The sequence below is a fragment of the Methylobacterium brachiatum genome, assembly GCF_900113845.1.
Lineage (GTDB): Bacteria > Pseudomonadota > Alphaproteobacteria > Rhizobiales > Beijerinckiaceae > Methylobacterium > Methylobacterium brachiatum.
Genome location: NZ_FOQW01000022.1, coordinates 61348 through 80738 on the forward strand (window position 1 = coordinate 61348; position 19391 = coordinate 80738).

The following is a 19391-nucleotide window of genomic DNA, read 5'->3' on the forward strand; positions in this document are numbered from 1 at the left end:
CCTCTGCCGTAGAAGACCGCATTGAGGGGGGCGTGGGCTGCGAGGCGTGCGCCGGATGCTGGACGATGCTTTAACTTACGGCGGTGGGGCTTTCAGCCTGATCGCGGTCGGCGTGTGGCTGTGGCTCGCCCGGCGGGCGATCCCGAGCTTCGAGTCCTTCGTGAAGGGGTTCGACGACGAGCTGCGGCTGGGCGCGAGCCCGGAGGAGCGCGCCCGCACCGCCCGCTGGCATCAGATCCGCCAGGCGGCCGTGGCCCTGACCGCGGTCGGCGCCCTGTGCCTGTCGATCGGCCTCGCGATCCCCGACTGAGAGCCTCTCACAAAACTCCCGCCGCACAGTCGCGTGCGAGGCGAGGGCTCCCGGGAACCGGGAGTTTTGTGAGGTGCTCTGAGTGGGTAACGTCCTGCCGCGAGGGCTCCGCCCCTGAACCCCGCCGAGGGGGTGAGCCCTTTGGAAGCGCCGTCGCGCCGGCTCTACGGCTCGGCCCGGAATCCGGCGAGCGGTGCGGTCAGTGTGCAGACGAGCCCGTCGCGGGCGAAGTCGAGCTCGGCCCGGCCGCCGACCGCCCCGGCCAGCCCGCGCTCGATCAGCCGCGAGCCGAAGCCCCTGCGCCTCGGCGGGGCCACCGGCGGGCCGCCGCTCTCCCGCCAGACCAGCGTGAAGCCATCGTCCCCGGCCGCGTCGCAGCCCGTCTCCCAGCGCACCGCGACCCGGCCCGTCTCCGTCGAGAGCGCGCCGTATTTGACCGCGTTGGTGCCGAGCTCGTGCAGCATCAGGGCCAGCGACAGGGCGGCGGACGGCCCGATCAGCAGGTCCGGGCCGTTCAGCTCGAACCGGCCGCGCCCGTCCTGATGCAGCGCCAGGCTTCCCGTCACCACCGCGGCGACGCTGGCGGTCTCGGCCTGGCCGGCAAGGTGCCCGGCGAGCAGGACGTCGTGGGCCTGGCCCAGGGCGACCAGCCGCGCCGCCAGGGCCTCGCGGGCCGCGTCGATATCGGGGGCGTTGCGCAGCGTCTGCGCGGCGATCGCCTGCACCAGCGCCAGAGTGTTCTTGAGCCGGTGGGACAGCTCGCCGTTGAGCAGAGTCTGGTTCGCCTCGGTGCGCTTGCGCGCCTCGATATCGGACACCGCAACCACGGCGCCGACGGTGGCGCCGGCGGCATCCTTGATCGCCTCGCCCCGGATGGCGATCCAGCGGCGCGCCCCGTCCGGGTGCTGGTAGCGGACCTCCAGCTCGGCCCGGGCGGCCTGGCCCGCGCAGATCCGGGCGAGGGGGAATTCCTCCGGGGCCACCGGTCTGTCGTCGGCGTGGTAGGCGACGTAGACGCCGTATTCCGTGCTGGCCTGCGCGTAGAGCGTGTCGTGGCCCAGCACCTCGCGGATGCGCCGGTTGCCCATGACGATGCGGCCCGACGGCGCCTCGGCGAGCAGGATCCCGACCGGGACCGTGTCCATCACGGTGGCGAGCCGGGCCTCGGCCGCGCCGACCTCGCGGGTCTCGGCGAGCCCCGCCGCGACCGTGCCGGCGATCAACCGGGCCACCTCCAGATCGTCCGGCGTGAAGGCATCCGCCCGGGCCGCGCGCAATTCGAGGATGCCCAGAACCGCGCCGCCGAGGCGCACGGGCGCGTAGAGCGCCGCGCGCATCCCGGGCACCGGCAGCGGGTCCTGCGTCACCCGCGGATCCGCCGCCAGGTCCGGGCTCAGGAGCGCCGTGTCCCCGGTCAGCGCCGCGCCGGCCAGGCTGCCGGCGAGCGGCCGGTGCAGGCCGACCTGGCCGGCGAGGGTCCCGGCCCCCGAGCGGTAGACCAGGTCGGCGCCCTCGCGCATCGCGACGCCGCCGCCCTCGGCCTCGGGCACCGCCGCCAGGGCGGCGGCCACCAGGAGATCGAGGATCGCCCGCCGGTCGCCGGCCTCCAGCAGAGCCGTGAGCACCCCGGCCACCACCGCCCGCTGGGTCAGGAGGCGGTCGCGCGCGGCCCGGCTCCGCTGGAAGTCCAGCTGCCGGACGGCGAGCCGGGCGAGGGCGGCCAGATCCTCGGCCTCCTCGGCTCCGAGGCCTCCGGGGCGGGGGGCGTGGTCGAGCACGCAGAGGGTGCCGAGGCGCTCGCCGGATTCGGTCTGAAGCGCCGCCCCGGCGTAGAAGCGCAGGCCCGGGCCGGCCACGACCAGCGGGTCGGCGCGGGTGCGCGGATCCGTCGTCAGGTCGGGGATGACCAGCAGGCCCGGCCCGTCGGGGATACGCCCGAGGAGACCGTCGAGGCTGCTGCCGGGCGCGTATGGGCCGGGCTCGAACCCGGCTCCGGCCTGGAACCGGACCCGGTCTCCGGCCGCGAGGCCCAGCAAGGCCATCGGGGTTGCGCAGGCCCGCCGGGCCATGCGGACGAGGTCCGCGAACCCGGCCTCCGGCGGGGTGTCGGAAACGAAGCTGGCCGGCGCGGCGAGGCGGCACGGGTCGCGGACGTCGTGCATCGGGGCGTGATCGGTGGACGCGGATAGAGCCGCCTCCGGGGCAACGATGGCGGCAGCAAGGCTGACTGGGCAAAAATCGCGATCCCGGGCCTCATCCGAAACGATGAGGCGCGTTTTCGGGCCCGGAAGACCTCGACGAGACCCGATCAGATCGGCCTGGATAGCCAATCCGGACCGATGGAACCGGGATCCGGCCCGGGAGCGGGCGCCCGGCGCCGATCAACCCGCCAGGGCCGTGGCGTGCGCGGCGATTCCGCCCGCCGTAGTGAGCCAGATCCGGTCCCGGTGGGCCGCGATATGGCCGAGCGCCGCCCGCAGCGGCCGCAGCCGGTGGGGCTGGCCGACGATGTAGGGATGGAGCGCGATGCCCATCACCAGCGGCGCGGCGGCGGATTGCTCCAGCATCTCGTCGAAGGCGTCGACGATGGCGTCGGCGAATTGCCGGCCGGTCTCCTTGCGGGCGACGATCGCCGGGATGTCGTTCAGCTCCTGCGGATAGGGCACGGCCAGGATCCGGCCGCCGCCCCGGGTCGCCATCCAGGTCGGCTGGTCGTCGTGGCACCAGTCGAGCAGGTAGCGGTAGCCGGCCTCGGCGAGCAGGTCGGGCGTGACCCGCGATTGCGAGATCCAGGGGCCGAGCCAGCCGGCCGGCGCCCGGCCCTCCTGTCGGGTCAGGATCGCGGTCGCCTCCGCGATCAGGGCCCGCTCCTCCGCCTCGGGCAGGGTGCCCTGCCGCTCGGCATTGGTGCGCCCGTGCCCGACGATCTCGTCACCCCGGGCCCGGAACGCCTCGATCAGGCCCGGGCAGTCCCGGTAGAGCCGGCTGTTGACCAGCACGCTCGCGGGCAGGCCGAGGCCGTCGAGGGCGTCGCGCAGCCGCCAGGCCCCGACCCGGTTGCCCCAGTCGCGCCAGGCGTAATTGAGCACGTCGGGCTGCGGCCCGCCCGGGGCGAGCTCGGCCCCGAGCCCGGAGCCGAAATCGAAGGTCTCGAGATTGAGCCCGACATAGACCGCGAGCCGCCTGCCCCCGGGCCAGTCGTAGACCGGCCGGTCCGGAAGGGCGCTGTAGCGGTAGCGGCCGTGCAGTGCGGCCGAGGCAGACTCATCCATCGCGGGTCTCAATGTCCGGGGGCGCCCGACCAGATAGGCCGGATCCGGGCCGCCGACAGCGCCGGCCGATCCGCCGCCATGCCTGTTCGGGCGGGCGGCCCTGCTGTACCGGGTCGGAAACGGGACCGCGCGGGGCGCGGTCCGGGTGCCGAGGAAGGATCCGCCGTGCCGCTTGCCGCGACATCTCAGGGGGACGGCCGTCCGGTCGTCTCCGACATCGCCGCGCGCCTGGAACGGCTGCCGATGTCGCGCTACCAGCGGAAGATTTTTGCGATCATCGCCTCGGCGTGGCTGGTCGACCAGATCGACGTGGCGCTCCTGACCTTCCTGCTCGGCTCGATCGTGGTGGCGTTCGGCTTGAGCCCCACGGAGGCCGGCCAGCTCGCCGCCATGACCTTCGCGGGCCAGCTCGTCGGCAACATCGCCGCCGGCACCGCCTCCGACCGGTTCGGCCGCAAGGCCGTGTTCCAGGTGACCATGGTGGTCTGGGGCCTGGCGAGCCTCGCGGCGGCGACCGCCTGGAGCCTGCCCGTCCTGATGGCCTGCCGGTTCCTGATCGGGGTCGGCGTCGGCGGCGAGGCGCCGGTGGCGCAGGCGATGGTCTCGGAGATCGTCCCGGCCTCCGTGCGCGGCAAGTACATCGCGATCCTCGAAGGGTTCTGGGCGGTGGGCTACGTGCTGTCCGGGGCGATCAGCTTCTTCGTCCTGCCCTATCTCGGCTGGCGCTGGGCCTTCGTGGTGGTCGGCCTGCTGTCGCTGGTCGTGCTGGCGGTGCGCCGGACCATGCCCGAATCGCCCCGCTGGCTCGCGGAATCCGGCCGTCACGCGGAGGCCGAGGCGGTGATGGCCACGATGGAGCGCGCGGTCGAGCGCGCCACCGGCCGACCCCTGCCCCCGGTCACCCCGCAGATCGCCGCCGCGGTGGCGGAGACCGTCGCCGAACCGATTCCTGGCCCTCGCCTGAGCGCGGTCGCGACCCTGTTCGCGCCGGCCTACCGGATGCGCACCGTGATGGCCTTCGGGCTGTGGTTCTTCGCGCTGATCGGGTTCTTTGGGCTCAATTCCTGGATCGCGGTGCTGCTCAAGGAGCGCGGCTTCTCGATCGTCGGCTCGGTGGGGTTCGTGACCCTGATCACGCTGGGCGGCATCCCGGGCTTCGCCGCGGCGGCCGTCCTGCTCGAGCGGATCGGCCGCAAGCCGACCACTTCCCTGTTCCTCGTCTGCGCGGCGGCGGCCGCCTGGCTGTACGGCAATGCCGGCGGCGAGCCCGTGCTGACCGTCGCCGGCCTCGCGGTGACCTGGCTGTTCGTCGCCGGCTTCGTGATGCAGTTCTTCATGTTCGGCATGTGGAGCTGCCTCTACGCCTACACGCCGGAACTGTACCCGACCCGGGCCCGGGCCACGGGGGCCGGCTTCGCCTCGGCCTTCGGGCGGATCGGCGCCATCCTGGGGCCGATGATCGTGCCCGTGCTGGTCCGCGATTACGGCCCGGCCACCGCCTTCCAGGTCGGCGCGGGCGGCTTCCTGATCGCCGCCCTGCTGGTCCTCACCCTCGGGGTCGAGACGCGCGGCAAGGTGCTGGAGGCGGTCTCGCATTGACGAGACCCGCCTACCAGGGACGAGATCGGGTTTCCAAAGGTCTCAGCCCTTTGGCGGGGTTCAGGGGCGGAGCCCTTGAGCGCACGGCCCGAGGCCCGATAGCAGGGCTCCGCCCTGCACCCGCACAAGGTCTCGACCTTGTGGATCCAGTCACAACCATGGAGTCCCCAAACAATGCCCGTCGTGGACATGCGCAGCCGGCCGACCTTCCTGCACAAGTTCTTCGGCGCCGAGCCCGACACGCCGGAATTCGGCGTCGCGCGCTGGCTGAACGCCCGGGTCGGCAGCCGCGAGGTCGAGCACTTCACCCGCGGCGCCACGATCGAGGGGTTCTGCGCCGAGATGGACGGCGCCGGGATCGACGTCGCCGTGATGGTCGCCCGCTCGGTGCCGGGGGTGCGGGTCTCGAACGACGCCCTCGCGCAGGCCGCCGGGCATGATCCGAAGCGGCTGATCGGCATCGCCTCGGTGGATCCGGTGAAGCTCGGCCGCAAGGCCGCGGTCGCCGAGGCCAAGCGCGCCGTGACCGAGCTCGGCTTCAAGGGGATCAACCTCGATGCGGGCTTCTACCGGGAGGGCATGCGGGCCGACGACGAGCGGCTGATGCCGCTCTACGAGCTGTGCGAGAAACTCGCGGTCCCGGCCTTCGTGATGTCCGGCCCCACCACTCCGGACCTGCGCCTCAACGACCCGCTGGCGGTGGATCGGGTCGCCCGGACCTTCCCGAAGTTGCCGATCGTCTGCTGCCACGGGTTCTATCCGCACGTGGCCGAGATGGTGACCGTGGCCTTCCGCAACGAGAACGTGTTCGTCTCCCCGGACATGTACACGTTCGCCCCCGGCGGCGGCCTCTACGTGGAGGCGGCGAACGGCTTCATGAAGGACCAGTTCCTGTTCGGCTCCTCGTTCCCGTTCCGGCCGATGCGCCAGGGCGTCGCGGATTTTCGCGCCCTCGGCCTCTCGGAGGAGGCCCTGGACGCCGCCCTCTGGCGCAACGCCGACCGCCTGCTCAACCTCGGCCTCGCCTAGGCCCGGTCCTGAGATCCCAAAGGGCTCAGCCCTTTGGCAGGGGTTCGGGGGCGGAGCCCCCGAGACACCAGGGCTCCGCCCTGGACCCGCACAAGGTCCCGGACCTTGTGAATCCGGGACCTTGTCGTCAGGCGGCGCGGACGTTGGCCAGGAAGTCGCCGACGGCGCCGCGCAGGGCGCTGGCCTGCCGGGCCAGGTCGCTGGCGGCGTCGAGCACCTGGGACGAGCCGTGGCTGGCCATGTCCGCCGCCTCGCCCACGCCGGCGATGTGGCCCGAGACCGCGCGGGTATCCTGCGAGGTCTGGCCGGTGGTGCGGGCGATCTCGGCGGTGGCCGCGCCCTGCTGCTCGACCATGGCGGCGATCTCGGCCCCGATCCGGGCGAGGGTGCGGATCACCTCGGTGATGCCGCCGATCGACCGGACCGAGGCCTCGGTGGAGCCGGTGATCTCGGCGACCTTGGCGGCGATCTCCTCGGTGGCCTTGGCGGTCTGGCCGGCCAGTTCCTTCACCTCGGACGCCACCACGGCGAAGCCGCGCCCCGCCTCCCCGGCCCGGGCGGCCTCGATTGTGGCATTGAGCGCCAGCAGGTTGGTCTGGCCGGCGATGTCCGAGATCATCGCGACGATCGCCCCGATATTGCCGGCGGCCTGGGCGAGGCGGCGGACTTCCCCGGCCATGCCGTCCGCATCCCGGGTCGCGGAGGCCGCGAGGTCGGCGGAGGCCCCGACCTGCACGCCGATCTCCCGGACCGAGGCGGTGAGCTCCTCGGTGGCCGCCGCCACCGTATCGGCCGAGCGGGCGGCCGAATCCGCGGCGCCGGTCACCGCCCGGCTGAGGTCGGTGGTGTCCCGGGCGGCCCGGGCCATGCCGTGGGCGGAGTCCTCCAGCTGCTCGGCGGCGGCCGAGACCGCCTCGACGATGCCGCCGACCTGCCGCTCGAAGCTGTCGGCCAGGCTCAGGGCGGCGGCGCGCTGGGCGGCGGCGTTCTCGGCGGCGAGCCGCTGCTGCTCGGCCCGGGCGAGCCGGCGCTCGGCGACGCTGTCGCGGAACGTCACCGCGGCGGCGGCGATCGCCCGCACCTCGCGCGGGCCCCCCGCGGGGATCGCCAGCTCGGCGGCGCCCGGCTCGTCCCGGCCGATCGCCGTCAGCACCCGGGCCATCCGGGCCAGGGGCCGGGCGATGGCCGTGCCCAGCCAGAAGGCGAAGCCCACCGAGAGCGCGAACAAAGCGAGGCCGCCCGCGATCCAGACCGCCAGCATCCGGTCGGCCCGGGCCCGCACCGCGTCGGCGGCGGCCACGAGGTCGGCGGTCAGCCGGTCCTCGACGCCCTTCAGGGCGTCGATGCGCTGGGTAGCGAGCCGGAACCAGGCCGGCGCGTCGCGGAAGGCGAGGGTCGTGCCCGGCATCGTCTCCTGCACGGCCTTGCGCAGGCGCGCCACCTCCCGGGCCGGCTCGGTCGCCTCCGCGGCGTCCAAGAGCGCGGCCTGCCCGTCCGAGGCCCCGGCCCGGAACAGGGCGCCGTAGGTCGCCTGATCGGCCGAGAGCGTGGTGAGCCGGCGCGTGGCGGGAAGGTCCAGGGTGCCGGAGGCGAACACCGCCGAGGCGGCGGCCCGCTCCTGGCCGGCGGCCTCCTTCAGCGCCAGGAACGCCGCGTAGGCGTTCGCCCGGCCCGCGATGCCGGCCTCGCCGATCACCCCGCCCATCGCCCGGACCACGCCCAGCCCCTCGCCGATCAGGCCAGTATAGAACGATACCGCCTGTGGCGCGCTCACGCCGAGGGCGTCGACCGCCCGGCGCTGGGCCGCGAGCACGGCGAGCGCCTTGGACAATCCGTCCGCCCGCGCCGCGAAGGCGGGGCCGAAGCCGGTCGCCGCCGTCATCGCGTCGGGAAGCCCGGCGAGCGCCGCGTCGGTGCGGCTGCGCTGGGCCGCGAGTTCCGGCCCGAACTGCGCGCCCTTGGCGCCCAGGAACAGGCTGGACGCGCCGCGCTCGCGCTGCGCCTCGTGGACGAAGGCGCTGATCCGCGAGGCGAGGCCGACGAGGTTCTCGACCCGGTCCATCTCGGCGCGCCGCGCCCATTGGTCGGACACCGCCCACCCCGCTGCGCCCGCGAAGGCGAGGCATGGCGCAAGCGCCACCGCGAGGATGCGGGCGCGGAGCGAGGAGAGGACGGTCATCGGAATCCAGAGCGGTCGCGGTTAACCCGAATCATCCGGGACGGGTATAAAAACACCGTTACGGTGGAAGGGTTTGGCGCGGACCGCCATGCACAATCAGGCGGCACTCCGAACAGTCGGTGCCGCGTCGTCATGCAGTTCCACATGCCGGTCGCCCCAGACCTTCAGCGCGTGGATGACCGGCTCCAGCGACCGCCCGCGCGCGGTCAGGCTGTATTCCACCTTCGGGGGCACCTCGGCGTAGACTTTCCGCGCGATCAGGCCGTCCGCCTCCATTTCGCGCAGCTGGTTCGTCAGCATGCGCTGCGTGACGTTCGTCAGCCGCCGGCGGATCTCGTTGAAGCGCAGGGTCCCTTCCATCAGGTGGTAGAGGATCACGCCCTTCCACTTGCCGTCGATGAGCCGGAGGGTCGCCTCGACGGCGCAGCCGGGGCTGCAGGCGCCGCGATGATGTCGGGTGCGGGGCATGGCAGGATCCTCGGCCGTCTCCAGGGACGGTATCATTTTCGGCACTAGCGGCGTTTTATGTGCGTACTTGCGGTTCGTGAAGGCGGGCGGCATCTCCTGGCGGGTCAGCCGGAGGAGATTGCGATGCGCGCCGTCGGGTACAGAAAATCCCTGCCGATCACCGAGGCCGAGGCCCTGGTCGATTGCGACCTGCCCCAGCCCGAGCCCGGACCCCGCGACCTCCTGGTGAAGGTCGAGGCGGTCTCGGTGAACCCGGTCGACACCAAGATCCGCCTGCGGGCCGAGCCCGAGGCGGGCGGGGTCAAGGTGCTGGGCTGGGACGCCGCCGGCACCGTGGTCGCCAAGGGCGCCGAGGCCGAGGGCTTTTCCGTCGGGGACGCGGTGTTCTACGCGGGCGACCTCACCCGGCCGGGGACCAACGCCGAATTCCACTGCGTCGATGCGCGCATCGTTGGGCACAAGCCCGCGCGCCTCGACTGGGCGCAGGCGGCCGCCCTGCCGCTCACCGCCATCACCGCCTGGGAGGCCCTGTTCGACCGGCTCGACACCGCCAAGCCGGTGCCGGGCGCCGCCCCGGCGATCCTGATCGTCGGCGGGGCGGGCGGCGTCGGCTCGGTGGCGATCCAGCTCGCCCGGCACCTCACGGACCTGACCGTGATCGCCACCGCGTCCCGGCCCGAGACGGCGGCCTGGTGCCGGGATCTCGGCGCCCACCACGTGGTCGACCATGCCAGGCCGCTGGCCGCCGAGGTGGCTTCCCTGGGCCTCGGCGCACCGGGCCTCGTGTTCTCGACCACCAACACCGACGCGCACCTGGCCGAGATCGCCGCGCTGATCGCCCCGCAGGGCCGGTTCGCCCTGATCGACGACCCCGCCCAGCTCGACGTGGCCCAGCTCAAGCGCAAGAGCCTGTCGCTGCACTGGGAGTTCATGTTCACCCGCTCGATGTTCGGCACCTCCGACATCGGCGCCCAGGGCGCGCTCCTCGACGAGGTCGCCCGGCTGGTGGATGCGGGGCGCCTGCGCACGACCCTGGGCGAGCATTACGGGCGGATCGACGCCCAGAACCTGCGGCGGGCCCACGCGCTGATCGAGAGCGGGCGCGCCAAGGGCAAGATCGTGCTCGAAGGCTTCGCGTCGTGAGGCGGGCGCCATGACCGAGGCCGGCACCGGCCTCTTCGACGTGGCGGCGCTCGCGGCGGCCCTGCCCGACAGCGCGCGGACGCTCCTGGTCGACACCTACCTGACCGACCGGGAGGCGGCGAGCGCCCGGGTGTTCCGGGTCTACCGCCCGACGCCGCCGCACTACCACGCCACCTGCGACGAGTACCTCTACTGCCTCTCGGGACGCGGCACTGTCTGGCTGGGCGACCCCGCGAACCTGACGACCTTCGGTCCCGGCCAGCTCCTGTTCTTCGAGAAGGGCACGGTGCACGCGATGCCGGAGATCGCCCCGGACGAGCCGGTGACGTTCCTGTCGATCGACACCCCGCGGCGGGCGCCCACCGACATCATCTTCGTGAACCCCGAGGACGGCACCCCCGCCACCCTCATGGCGCGCAACGCCGGGTCGTAAGAATTCGCAACCGGGATGATGCTCTAAAGCGCGAGATGTCTCACGCTGCGGCCGTGGACGATGGCCAGGATCAGGACGCCGTCATCCACCGGCTCGTAGAGGATCACGTGCGCGGCATATTCGTGCCTGTGCACGCCGGGCCGGATCGCGTCGGCCCTCCGGCCCATACGGGGATTGTCGGCGAGGAGCTGGAAGGCGTGCTCCAGACCGGTGGCATAGGCTTCGACTTGGCGGACACCGAACTGCCGGTAGCCGTGGACGGCGATGTCGAACAGGTCCGCCTCTGCCCTCTTTGTGAGGGTGTAGTCACTCATCCAGCGGCTGGTCGCTCTGTGCATGCGTCCTGGCCCGGGCGACGATGTCGGGGACCTTGCGATGGCTCGCTCCACTGGCCCGGGACTCGTCGACGATCCGGCGCAGATCCTCGATCGTCAGTTCGGGCTGGACCCGCCGCTCGCGATCACGGCGCACGAGGTCGCGGACATAGTCGCTCGTGCTGGCGTAATCGCCCTGTTTGATCTGCGCCTCGATCCATTCTTTCATCGGATCGGGCAGGGAAATGGTCATGGTGGCCATGAGGGCCTCGTCATAAGCCCGGGAGGATCGGAGACCACGATATCAAGGATAAGCGTTTTTCACAAAATTTCTTATGCCCGCGGTTCGCCGCCGGCCGGATCCAACTGTTTCACCACGTGGTTGCCGGCGTACGCGTTTCGTTCTAGCAAGGGCTTCGCATGACGGGCCTGCGTCCCGCCGGCCCCACCTTGCCGTCGACCGCTCCCGGCTCGACATGAGCGGGTGCGGCGGCTGACCCGCGCGCAAGCCAGCCCCGACCGCGTCGACGCCTCGAAAGACCGCCGCCCTCATGGCCAAAGCCCAAGCCGGAACCCGAGTCGGAGCCCGAGTCGGCGCCAGCAAAGCCGCCCCCAAACCCTCGCCCGTGAAGGTTTCCGCAGCCAAGGCGCCTGCGGACGCGGTGCCGGTCAAGCCCGCGCGCAAGAAGGCCGAGGCCCCCGCGCCGGACCGGCGGAACGCGGCCGCGGAGGCCGCCACCGACGCCAAGCTGGAGGCCCTGTTCGACGCCGCGCAGCCGGCCGCCGGCGACCGGCGGGTCATCACGGTCCGGGGCGCCCGGGAGCACAACCTCAAGAACGTCGACCTGACGATCCCCCGGGACAAGCTCGTGGTGTTCACCGGGCTGTCGGGCTCGGGCAAGTCGTCGCTCGCCTTCGACACGATCTACGCCGAGGGGCAGCGCCGCTACGTCGAGTCGCTCTCGGCCTATGCCCGCCAGTTCCTGGAGATGATGTCCAAGCCCGATGTCGACCAGATCGACGGGCTCTCGCCGGCCATCTCCATCGAGCAGAAGACCACCTCCAAGAATCCCCGCTCCACCGTCGGGACGGTGACCGAGATCTACGACTACATGCGCCTGCTCTGGGCGCGGGTCGGCATCCCCTACTCCCCGGCCACCGGCCTGCCGATCGAGAGCCAGACCGTCCAGCAGATGGTCGACCGGGTGCTGGAACTGCCGGAGAAGACCCGGCTGTACCTGCTGGCCCCGGTGGTCCGTGGGCGAAAAGGCGAATACCGGAAAGAGATCGCAGAGTACCAAAAGAAAGGCTTTCAGCGGCTGCGGGTCGATGGCGAATACTACGCGATCGACGACGCGCCCAAGCTCGACAAGAAGTTCAAGCACGACATCGACGTGGTGGTCGACCGGATCGTGGTGCGGCCCGACATCGCCGCGCGGCTGGCCGACTCGTTCGAGACCGCCCTGGAGCTCGCCGACGGCATCGCCGAGATCGTGTTCGCGGACGCCCCCGAAGGCGAGGAGCCTCGGACGATCACGTTCTCCTCGCGCTTCGCCTGCCCGGTCTCGGGCTTCACCATCGCGGAGATCGAGCCCCGGCTGTTCTCGTTCAACAACCCGTTCGGCGCCTGCCCGACCTGCGGCGGCATCGGCCACGAGATGCGGATCGACCCCGAGCTGGTGATCTCGGACGCGGCCCTGAGCCTGAAGCGCGGCGCGGTCGGCCCCTGGGCGAAATCGACCTCGCCCTATTACGGCCAGACGCTCGACGCGCTGGCGGAGCATTACGGCTTCAAGACCAGCGTGCCCTGGCAGAGCCTGCCGGAGGCGGCCCGCGCCATCGTGCTCTACGGCTCCGGCAAGCAGGCGATCCGCTTCGCCTACGATGACGGCCTGCGCAAGTATGCGGTCAACAAGCCGTTCGAGGGCGTGATCCCGAACCTGGAGCGCCGCTACAAGGAGAGCGATTCCGACGCCGTCCGGGAAGAAATCGGCCGCTTCATGAGCGAGACGCCTTGCGCGTCCTGTGGCGGCAAGCGGCTGAAGCCCGAGGCGCTGGCCGTGAAGGTCGCCATGGCCGATATCGGCGACGTGACGGCGCTGTCCGTTTCGGAGGCCCATCGCTGGTTCTCCGAATTGCCGGAGAAGCTGACCGCCAAGCAGAACGAGATCGCGGTCCGGATCCTGAAGGAAATCCGCGACCGGCTCAGCTTCCTGGTGGATGTCGGCCTGGAATACCTGACGCTGGCCCGCGGCTCCGGCTCCCTGTCGGGGGGCGAGAGCCAGCGCATCCGGCTGGCCTCGCAGATCGGCTCCGGCCTGACCGGCGTGCTCTACGTGCTGGACGAGCCCTCGATCGGCCTGCACCAGCGCGACAACGAGCGGCTGCTCGGCACGCTCAAGCGCCTGCGCGATCTCGGCAATTCGGTGATCGTGGTCGAGCACGACGAGGACGCGATCCTGCAGGCCGACTACGTGGTCGATGTCGGCCCGGGCGCGGGCATCCATGGCGGCGAGATCATCGCCCAGGGGACGCCGGCCGAGGTGCTGGCCAACCCCGCCTCGCTCACCGCCAAGTACCTCACCGGCGAGATGGCGGTACGCACCCCGGCCGCACGGCGGAAGGGGCGCAAGGGCAAGCTCGGCGTGTTCGGCGCCCGGGGCAACAACCTCAAGGACGTCGACATCGAGATCCCGCTCGGGACCTTCACCTGCATCACCGGCGTCTCGGGCGGCGGGAAATCCACCCTGGTGATCGACACCCTGTACAAGGCCGTCGCGAAGAAACTGAACGGGGCGCTGGAGCACCCGGCCCCGTACGACCGCCTCGAGGGGCTGGAGCATCTCGACAAGGTCATCGACATCGACCAGTCGCCGATCGGGCGCACGCCGCGCTCGAACCCCGCCACCTATATCGGCGCCTTCACGCCGATCCGCGACTGGTTCGCCGGCCTGCCCGAGGCCAAGGCGCGCGGCTACCAGCCGGGCCGCTTCTCCTTCAACGTGAAGGGTGGGCGGTGCGAGGCCTGCTCGGGCGACGGCGTCATCAAGATCGAGATGCACTTCCTGCCGGACGTCTACGTCACCTGCGACGTGTGCAAGGGCAAGCGCTACGACCGCGAGACCCTGGAGGTGAAGTACCGCGGCAAGTCGATCGCCGACGTGCTCGACTCCACCGTCGAGGAGGCGGCCGAGCTGTTCAAGGCGGTGCCGGCGATCCGCGAGAAGCTCGAGACCCTGAAGCGGGTCGGCCTGCACTACGTTCATGTCGGCCAGCAGGCGACCACCCTGTCGGGGGGCGAGGCGCAGCGGGTGAAGCTGTCCAAGGAGCTGTCGAAGCGCGCCACCGGGCGCACCCTCTACATCCTCGACGAGCCGACCACCGGCCTGCACTTCCACGACGTGGCCAAGCTCATGGAGGTGCTCCACGAGCTCGTGGACCAGGGCAACACGGTGGTGGTGATCGAGCACAACCTCGAAGTGATCAAGACCGCCGACTGGGTGATCGACATGGGTCCCGAGGGCGGCGATGGCGGCGGCCGGGTGGTGGCCCTGGGCACGCCGGAGGAGATCGCCCGCGCGAAGGCGAGCCATACCGGCCGGTTCCTGCGCGAGGTTCTGGCCCGGCGCCCCGCCCCGCAGACCGGCCGCCGCAGCGCCGCCGAATAGGCGCCGGGGCGGCAAATTCTGCCGGGTGAGGGCGGGAATCCCGGCCCGGTCGGCCCGCCACGCCGCCTGATTCGGGCCGCCGGCCGCCGATGCCGGCCCCGGGCGGCCCGGTCGGGGCGGGGATTCCGGCCCGTGGGTGATGGCCGGGCCCCTGCCCGTTCCCCCGCTCCCGCTTGCCGGATTCTCCCGCCAGCGCCGTCGGCAACAGCTTGACCGTTCAACGATATTTTGCCGGCCGGAACCCCCATATTCATTCCTGGGGACTGTGTTGCATCGCCGCAAAAATGCGGCTTTTGCGCAACGGTTCGGCCGGTTTTGCCGCTTCGATCAGCATTCCACTGTCTTTCCGCAGGTCTCTGTAGAATAGTCACCAACGTTGAGACGGGCGGGCTCCGTGGGGGCGCTCGGCACACCGGAAGTCGGCAGCCGCCAAGGGCGAGCAGACCGGCAGGGTAGTGCCGAATGCGGGACGGATGCCTTGAGACCTTGGGAAGGAATGAAACAATGATGAAGAACTGGCTCGCGGCCGGCGCAGTCGCGCTCACGGTCGGCATGACGTCGACGATCGCGCAGGCGCAGACCACGACCATCCCGGGCGAGCAGGTCGGCCTCGCCGTCGGCGCGCCGCTGCCCGAGGGTATCTACGCGATCAACACGTTCACGTACCGCCGCGCCGATGCGCCGTCGACCGCCGTCGGTGGCGCGCTCGACACGGCCGTGAACATCCCGGTGCTGGTCTGGTCGACCCCGCTGGTGCCGCTCGGCGGCCGCATCGAGCTGCTCGTCGCTCCCCCGACCGTGTTCGCCTTCACCCGCAACGGTGCCGGCCGGAACAACAAGGACATCTCGATCAACGTCGGCACCTTTGTCGGCGGCATCTGGGCATTCGACCTGGGTAACAACTTCGGCGTCAGCTTGCTCGGCGGTGCCTACCTGAACGACCTCAACGGCGACCGCGGCACGCTCGCCAGCGTCGGCGGTCCGAGCCCGGTCCTTCCGCAGCTCTCCTCCAACACCTACCGCTTCGGCGTGGCCGGCAGCTACACCGGCGACGGCTGGAACATCACCGGCAACCTGACCGCCAACATCTACGACTCGCCCGGCCGCTTCCCCGGCTTCGGCCCCACCCGCGGTCCGTTCTACCTGTCCGACTCCCTGAACTTCGACATCACCGCGACGAAGAAGTTCGGCAACTTCGAGATCGGCCCGGTCGCCTACGGCACCTACAACTTCGACATCGGCCAGTTCAGCGCGGCGGCTGGCAACCGCGGCCGGTTCGCTGTCGGCGGCCTGATCGGCTACGACTTCAAGGTCTTCACCGTGCAGGCCTACGTCGCCCGCGACGTCGTCACCAGCGCGACCTACACGACCGCCTTCGGTCGCACCCGTGACAACTACTCCACGGACGGCTGGCTGCGCCTGATCGTGCCGCTGTACTCGCCGGCCCCCGTGTCGCCGGTCCCGACCGCCCTGGTCCGCAAGTACTGATCAGACGACACGCCGGTCTCCCGCCGCCAAGGCGGCGGGGGATCCCGGATCTCGACGACACCGTCCGCGAGGACGGCGAACCGCCCGGCTCCCGCCGGGCGGTTTTTTCATGGCCGGCGCAGGGAGCGGCCGATAGTCAGATCCTGCGAAACCTTTCCGCTCGAGGCGCCGTAAGCGGCGGCGCAATCCCGGTCCTGACGTGATCGCGGGATGCCTGACGGAAGGAAACTCCAGGATGCTCAACGTTATCGGAGGCCGGCGCGCGGCCCGGGCGCTCGCCCTCGCTCTGACCCTCGGCCTCGGCGCGACCGGTATGGCCCAGGCCAAGAACCCGATGGTCGGCGGCGCGCCGATGTATGCCAGCAAGACGATCGTCGAGAACGCGGTCAACTCCAAGGACCACACCACGCTGGTCGCCGCCGTGAAGGCCGCGGGCCTCGTCGACACGCTGAGCGGGCCCGGCCCGTTCACGGTGTTCGCGCCGACCAACGCCGCCTTCGCCAAGCTGCCGCCTGGCACCGTGGAGAGCCTCGTCCAGCCGCAGAACAAGCCGACGCTGACCAAGATCCTGACCTACCACGTGGTCCCGGGCGTCTACACCGCCCAGGACCTTGTGGCGCTCGTCAAGAAGGGCGGCGGCCAGGGCCAGCTCACCACGGTCGCGGGCGAGCCGCTCGCGGTGGCGGTGCAGGGCAAGAAGGTCCTGATCACCGACGTGAAGGGCAACACCGCCACGGTGACGATCCCGAACGTGATGCAGTCGAACGGCGTGATCCACGTGATCAACGCCGTGCTGATGCCCTGAGCCGGATTGTGTGATCCGACCATCCGCGGCGCCGCCCCGGCGCCGCGGGTTCTGCCCGGCGCCTACTCGGCGATCAGCTTGCCGGTATAGACCACAGGTCCCGTGGGCTGGCCGCTCGGCGAGCCGCCCGGCGGCTCCACGGACACCGCCAGCACCCCGTCCGGCGAGGCGCCCTGGGGCAGGCTCACCCGGCTCGCATCGGCTCCCACGAGGCCGAGCGGCTTCGGCCCCTCGGCGCCGACATACCACAATTGCAGGCTTCGACCCGCGGGCGCCTCGGCCCCGACCGGCCGGACCTGGGCGGTGCCGGTGCGGGTGTCGACGCGCACGATCAGGGCCGGCAGGGCGCCGCCGCCCTGGACAACCGCGAGGTAGCGGCCGCCCTCCGGCTCCGGCCGCGACCCGACCGCGACGAACAGCGCGAGCCCGGCCGCCAGTAGGCCGGTCCCCGCGGTGGCGATGCGCCAGCGCCGGACCTGGCGGCGCAGGTGGGCGAGCGGGTCGGGCGCGCCGGCGGACCGGGCCCCCAGCGCCCGCAGCAGCGCCGCGCGCACCCGCGGCGGCGGCGCCACCGGCGGGATCGCGGACAGCAGGGGCGACAGCCGCCGCTCCCAGGACCGGACCCGGGCCGCCGCGCCGGCATCGGTGGTGATCGCACGGGCCATCTCGGCCCGCTCCCCCGGATCGAGGGTGCCCAGCACGTACTCGGCCGCGCGCAGGTCCGGATCCGAGGCCGGGTCGTCGAGGCCGCCGCTCACGAGACAGCCTCCAGGCAGGTCTTCAAGGACGCGAGCGCCCGGTGCAGCCAGGTCTTGATCGTGTTGACCGGCCGGTCGTAGCGCTGGGCCAGTTCGTCCCGCGAATGGCCCTCGCAATAGGCCAGCACCACGCAATCCCGGTGCGCGGGTTCCAGCCGGCCCAGGCACGCCCCGAGCGCGTCCCGGTCCAGGAACGCCGCGGCGTCGTCATGCGGATCCATCAGCCGCGCCACCCAATCCTCACCGTCATCCCGCACCGGTCCCTGAACCTCGGCCACCCCCTTGCGGCGCACGCCGTCGATCGCCCGGTTGCGGGCGATCGTGCACAGCCAGGCGAGCGGGCGTCCGGCCTCGGGATCGTAGGTCCCGGCCGCCTGCCAGATCCGCAGATACGCGTCTTGAAGGACGTCCTCGGCGAGCGACCGGTCGCGCTGGATACGCAGGATCACGCCGAAGAGTTTCGGGCTCGTCAGGTCATAGAGTTCGGCCAGGGCGGCCGCCTCGCCGCGCCCGATCTCGGCCAGCAGGCGCCGCAGCTGCGCCTCGTCGGCACCGGAAGAGCCTGGCGGTCGCGCCGGGGCTGGAGACGCCCCCGCGGCAAAGATCGGTCCGGTCAAGATCCGTTCCCGTGCCCGCGCGCCGTTCATCTGCCGGTCGCGCTCCCGTAAGAGTGGTCTAGACGTCCCTGCGCGTGCTGTCACATCGCCGGCCGCGCGGGATCGTCGATAGGTCGTCGGCTCAGCGATCCGCGCGCGGCGCCGCGCCACGGGTGTCGCAGGCCGGGCGGACCGCCTATCTTAGGCTCTCATCCCGATCCGGTGGTTGCCGGCTTTCGGGACACGACGATGCGCAGCACAATCCCGGAGCCGCGTCCGACATGCGGGACGCGGCTTCAGTCCGAAGTGGCGCGGCCGGCGGCGGCGCAGGGGCGAACGAGCCGAAGGAATCTCATGGCGACCCAGGGCGAGTGGAAGATCCCCGCGCAGGCCCAGCCCAGGCCTGCGGATTACGGCTACGATCTCGATCGGGCGCTCTCGTCGGTGCTCGCCCTGTCGGCGCGGGTGCCGGAGAGCGCCTTCACGGCCGAGACCCTCGGCACCGAGCGGGCCGGCAACGGCGTGGTGATCCGGGAGGACGGGCTCGTTCTCACGGTCGGCTACCTCATCACGGAGGCCGAGAGCGTCTGGCTCACCACCCGGGAGGGCCGCTCGGTCCAGGGCCACGTGCTCGGCTTCGATGCCGCCACCGGCTTCGGCCTGGTCCAGGCCCTGGGCGAGCTCGGCGTCCCGGCCCTGCCGCTCGGCCGCTCGGCCGAGCTGAAGACGGGCGACCGGGCCGTGGTGGCGGGCGCCGGCGGGCGCCAGCGCTGCGTCGCCGTCGAGGTCGTGGCCCGGCAGGAATTCGCCGGGTACTGGGAGTATGTCCTGGACGAGGCGCTGTTCACCGCCCCCGCTCACCCGCATTGGGGCGGCACCGCGCTGATCGGCGCGCAGGGCGAGCTGCTGGGGATCGGTTCCCTGCAGCTGCAGCAGGGCGGCAGCAGCGGCGGCCGCCCGATCAACATGGTGGTGCCGATCGACCTGCTGCCGCCGATCCTCGACGACCTGGCCACGCGCGGGCGCGCCAACCGGCCGCCCCGGCCCTGGCTCGGCCTCTACGCCACCGAGAGCGAGGAGGGCATCGTCGTGATGGGGCTGGCCGATGGCGGCCCGGCCGAGACCGGCGGCCTGCGCAGCGGCGACGTGATCGAGGCGGTGGCCGGCGAGCCGATCCCGGATCTCGCCGCCCTGTTCCGCAGCATCTGGGCGCTCGGGGAGGCCGGGGTCCGCGTCCCGCTCACCGTGCGCCGCGACGGGCGCAGCGTGAAGCTCGCCCTCGTCTCGGCGGACCGCGAGCGGTTCCTGCGCACGCCCTCGCTGCACTGA

Annotated in this window: 17 protein-coding genes; 9 read left to right on the forward strand and 8 right to left on the reverse strand. The window is 71.8% G+C overall.

The features are described 5' to 3' along the window. The first annotated feature begins 55 nt into the window (after positions 1-55). Positions 56-310 carry a hypothetical protein gene (locus BMZ47_RS24005; RefSeq protein ID WP_091864514.1) on the forward strand — a complete coding sequence of 85 codons (255 nt, stop codon included), beginning with the start codon at positions 56-58 and terminating at the stop codon, positions 308-310. Positions 311-474: 164 nt separating this feature from the next. Here the strand turns inward: BMZ47_RS24005 and BMZ47_RS24010 are convergent, their stop codons facing one another. Together BMZ47_RS24010 and BMZ47_RS24015 are read right to left on the reverse strand one after the other, a co-directional pair. Next, positions 475-2472: an HWE histidine kinase domain-containing protein gene (locus tag BMZ47_RS24010; protein ID WP_244536925.1), complete on the reverse strand. Its 1998-nt coding sequence runs from the start codon at positions 2470-2472 to the stop codon at positions 475-477. A 219-nt stretch (positions 2473-2691) separates the two neighbouring features. Then, positions 2692-3582, reverse strand: a complete 891-nt coding sequence (locus BMZ47_RS24015) for a polysaccharide deacetylase family protein (RefSeq protein ID WP_091864516.1) — start codon at positions 3580-3582, stop codon at positions 2692-2694. Between the two features lie 165 nt (positions 3583-3747). Between BMZ47_RS24015 and BMZ47_RS24020 the strand changes: the two genes are divergently transcribed. Then, positions 3748-5181 (forward strand): MFS transporter, encoded by a 1434-nt coding sequence (locus tag BMZ47_RS24020; RefSeq protein ID WP_091864518.1) that lies wholly within the window; start codon positions 3748-3750, stop codon positions 5179-5181. Positions 5182-5355: 174 nt separating this feature from the next. Further along, the gene (locus BMZ47_RS24025; RefSeq protein WP_091864520.1) at positions 5356-6210 is read left to right on the forward strand and encodes an amidohydrolase family protein; all 855 of its coding nucleotides are present in this window, start codon (positions 5356-5358) and stop codon (positions 6208-6210) included. Positions 6211-6337: 127 nt separating this feature from the next. Here the strand turns inward: BMZ47_RS24025 and BMZ47_RS24030 are convergent, their stop codons facing one another. Both BMZ47_RS24030 and BMZ47_RS24035 read right to left on the reverse strand, forming a co-directional pair. Then, on the reverse strand, positions 6338-8389 hold the full coding sequence (locus tag BMZ47_RS24030) for a methyl-accepting chemotaxis protein (RefSeq protein WP_091864522.1): 2052 nt from the start codon (positions 8387-8389) through the stop codon (positions 6338-6340). 96 nt (positions 8390-8485) lie between these two features. Continuing rightward, positions 8486-8857, reverse strand: a complete 372-nt coding sequence (locus BMZ47_RS24035) for a winged helix-turn-helix transcriptional regulator (protein ID WP_039903813.1) — start codon at positions 8855-8857, stop codon at positions 8486-8488. A gap of 123 nt (positions 8858-8980) precedes the next feature. Here BMZ47_RS24035 and BMZ47_RS24040 point away from each other — a divergent pair, with 123 nt between their 5' ends. Both BMZ47_RS24040 and BMZ47_RS24045 read left to right on the forward strand, forming a co-directional pair. Continuing rightward, positions 8981-10000 (forward strand): zinc-binding alcohol dehydrogenase family protein, encoded by a 1020-nt coding sequence (locus tag BMZ47_RS24040; RefSeq protein WP_091864523.1) that lies wholly within the window; start codon positions 8981-8983, stop codon positions 9998-10000. Positions 10001-10010: 10 nt separating this feature from the next. Continuing rightward, positions 10011-10433, forward strand: coding sequence for a cupin domain-containing protein (locus tag BMZ47_RS24045; RefSeq protein ID WP_091864525.1), 423 nt, complete (start codon positions 10011-10013; stop codon positions 10431-10433). 23 nt (positions 10434-10456) lie between these two features. Here the strand turns inward: BMZ47_RS24045 and BMZ47_RS24050 are convergent, their stop codons facing one another. Then, a complete protein-coding gene (locus BMZ47_RS24050; protein WP_091864527.1) occupies positions 10457-10747 on the reverse strand; it encodes a type II toxin-antitoxin system RelE/ParE family toxin in 291 nt (96 codons plus the stop codon). Next, the gene (locus BMZ47_RS24055) at positions 10740-11009 is read right to left on the reverse strand and encodes a type II toxin-antitoxin system ParD family antitoxin (protein ID WP_007566950.1); all 270 of its coding nucleotides are present in this window, start codon (positions 11007-11009) and stop codon (positions 10740-10742) included. The genes BMZ47_RS24050 and BMZ47_RS24055 overlap by 8 nt, the downstream gene beginning before the upstream one ends. Before the next feature lie 289 nt (positions 11010-11298). On the opposite strand from BMZ47_RS24055, the gene uvrA reads away from it, so the two are divergent. The 3 genes from uvrA (at position 11299) to BMZ47_RS24070 (ending at position 16708) form a co-directional block, all read left to right on the forward strand. After that, on the forward strand, positions 11299-14415 hold the full coding sequence (gene uvrA / locus BMZ47_RS24060; RefSeq protein WP_091864528.1) for an excinuclease ABC subunit UvrA: 3117 nt from the start codon (positions 11299-11301) through the stop codon (positions 14413-14415). Positions 14416-14919: 504 nt separating this feature from the next. Then, positions 14920-15903: a transporter family protein gene (locus BMZ47_RS24065; protein WP_091864530.1), complete on the forward strand. Its 984-nt coding sequence runs from the start codon at positions 14920-14922 to the stop codon at positions 15901-15903. A gap of 235 nt (positions 15904-16138) precedes the next feature. Beyond that, the gene (locus BMZ47_RS24070; protein WP_007566957.1) at positions 16139-16708 is read left to right on the forward strand and encodes a fasciclin domain-containing protein; all 570 of its coding nucleotides are present in this window, start codon (positions 16139-16141) and stop codon (positions 16706-16708) included. Between the two features lie 62 nt (positions 16709-16770). Here BMZ47_RS24070 and BMZ47_RS24075 read toward each other — a convergent pair whose 3' ends face one another. Beyond that, positions 16771-17466 (reverse strand): anti-sigma factor, encoded by a 696-nt coding sequence (locus BMZ47_RS24075; RefSeq protein ID WP_091864532.1) that lies wholly within the window; start codon positions 17464-17466, stop codon positions 16771-16773. Then, positions 17463-18113 carry a sigma-70 family RNA polymerase sigma factor gene (locus BMZ47_RS24080; protein ID WP_007566961.1) on the reverse strand — a complete coding sequence of 217 codons (651 nt, stop codon included), beginning with the start codon at positions 18111-18113 and terminating at the stop codon, positions 17463-17465. The genes BMZ47_RS24075 and BMZ47_RS24080 overlap by 4 nt, the downstream gene beginning before the upstream one ends. A gap of 303 nt (positions 18114-18416) precedes the next feature. Between BMZ47_RS24080 and BMZ47_RS24085 the strand changes: the two genes are divergently transcribed. After that, positions 18417-19391 (forward strand): S1C family serine protease, encoded by a 975-nt coding sequence (locus tag BMZ47_RS24085; protein ID WP_007566963.1) that lies wholly within the window; start codon positions 18417-18419, stop codon positions 19389-19391.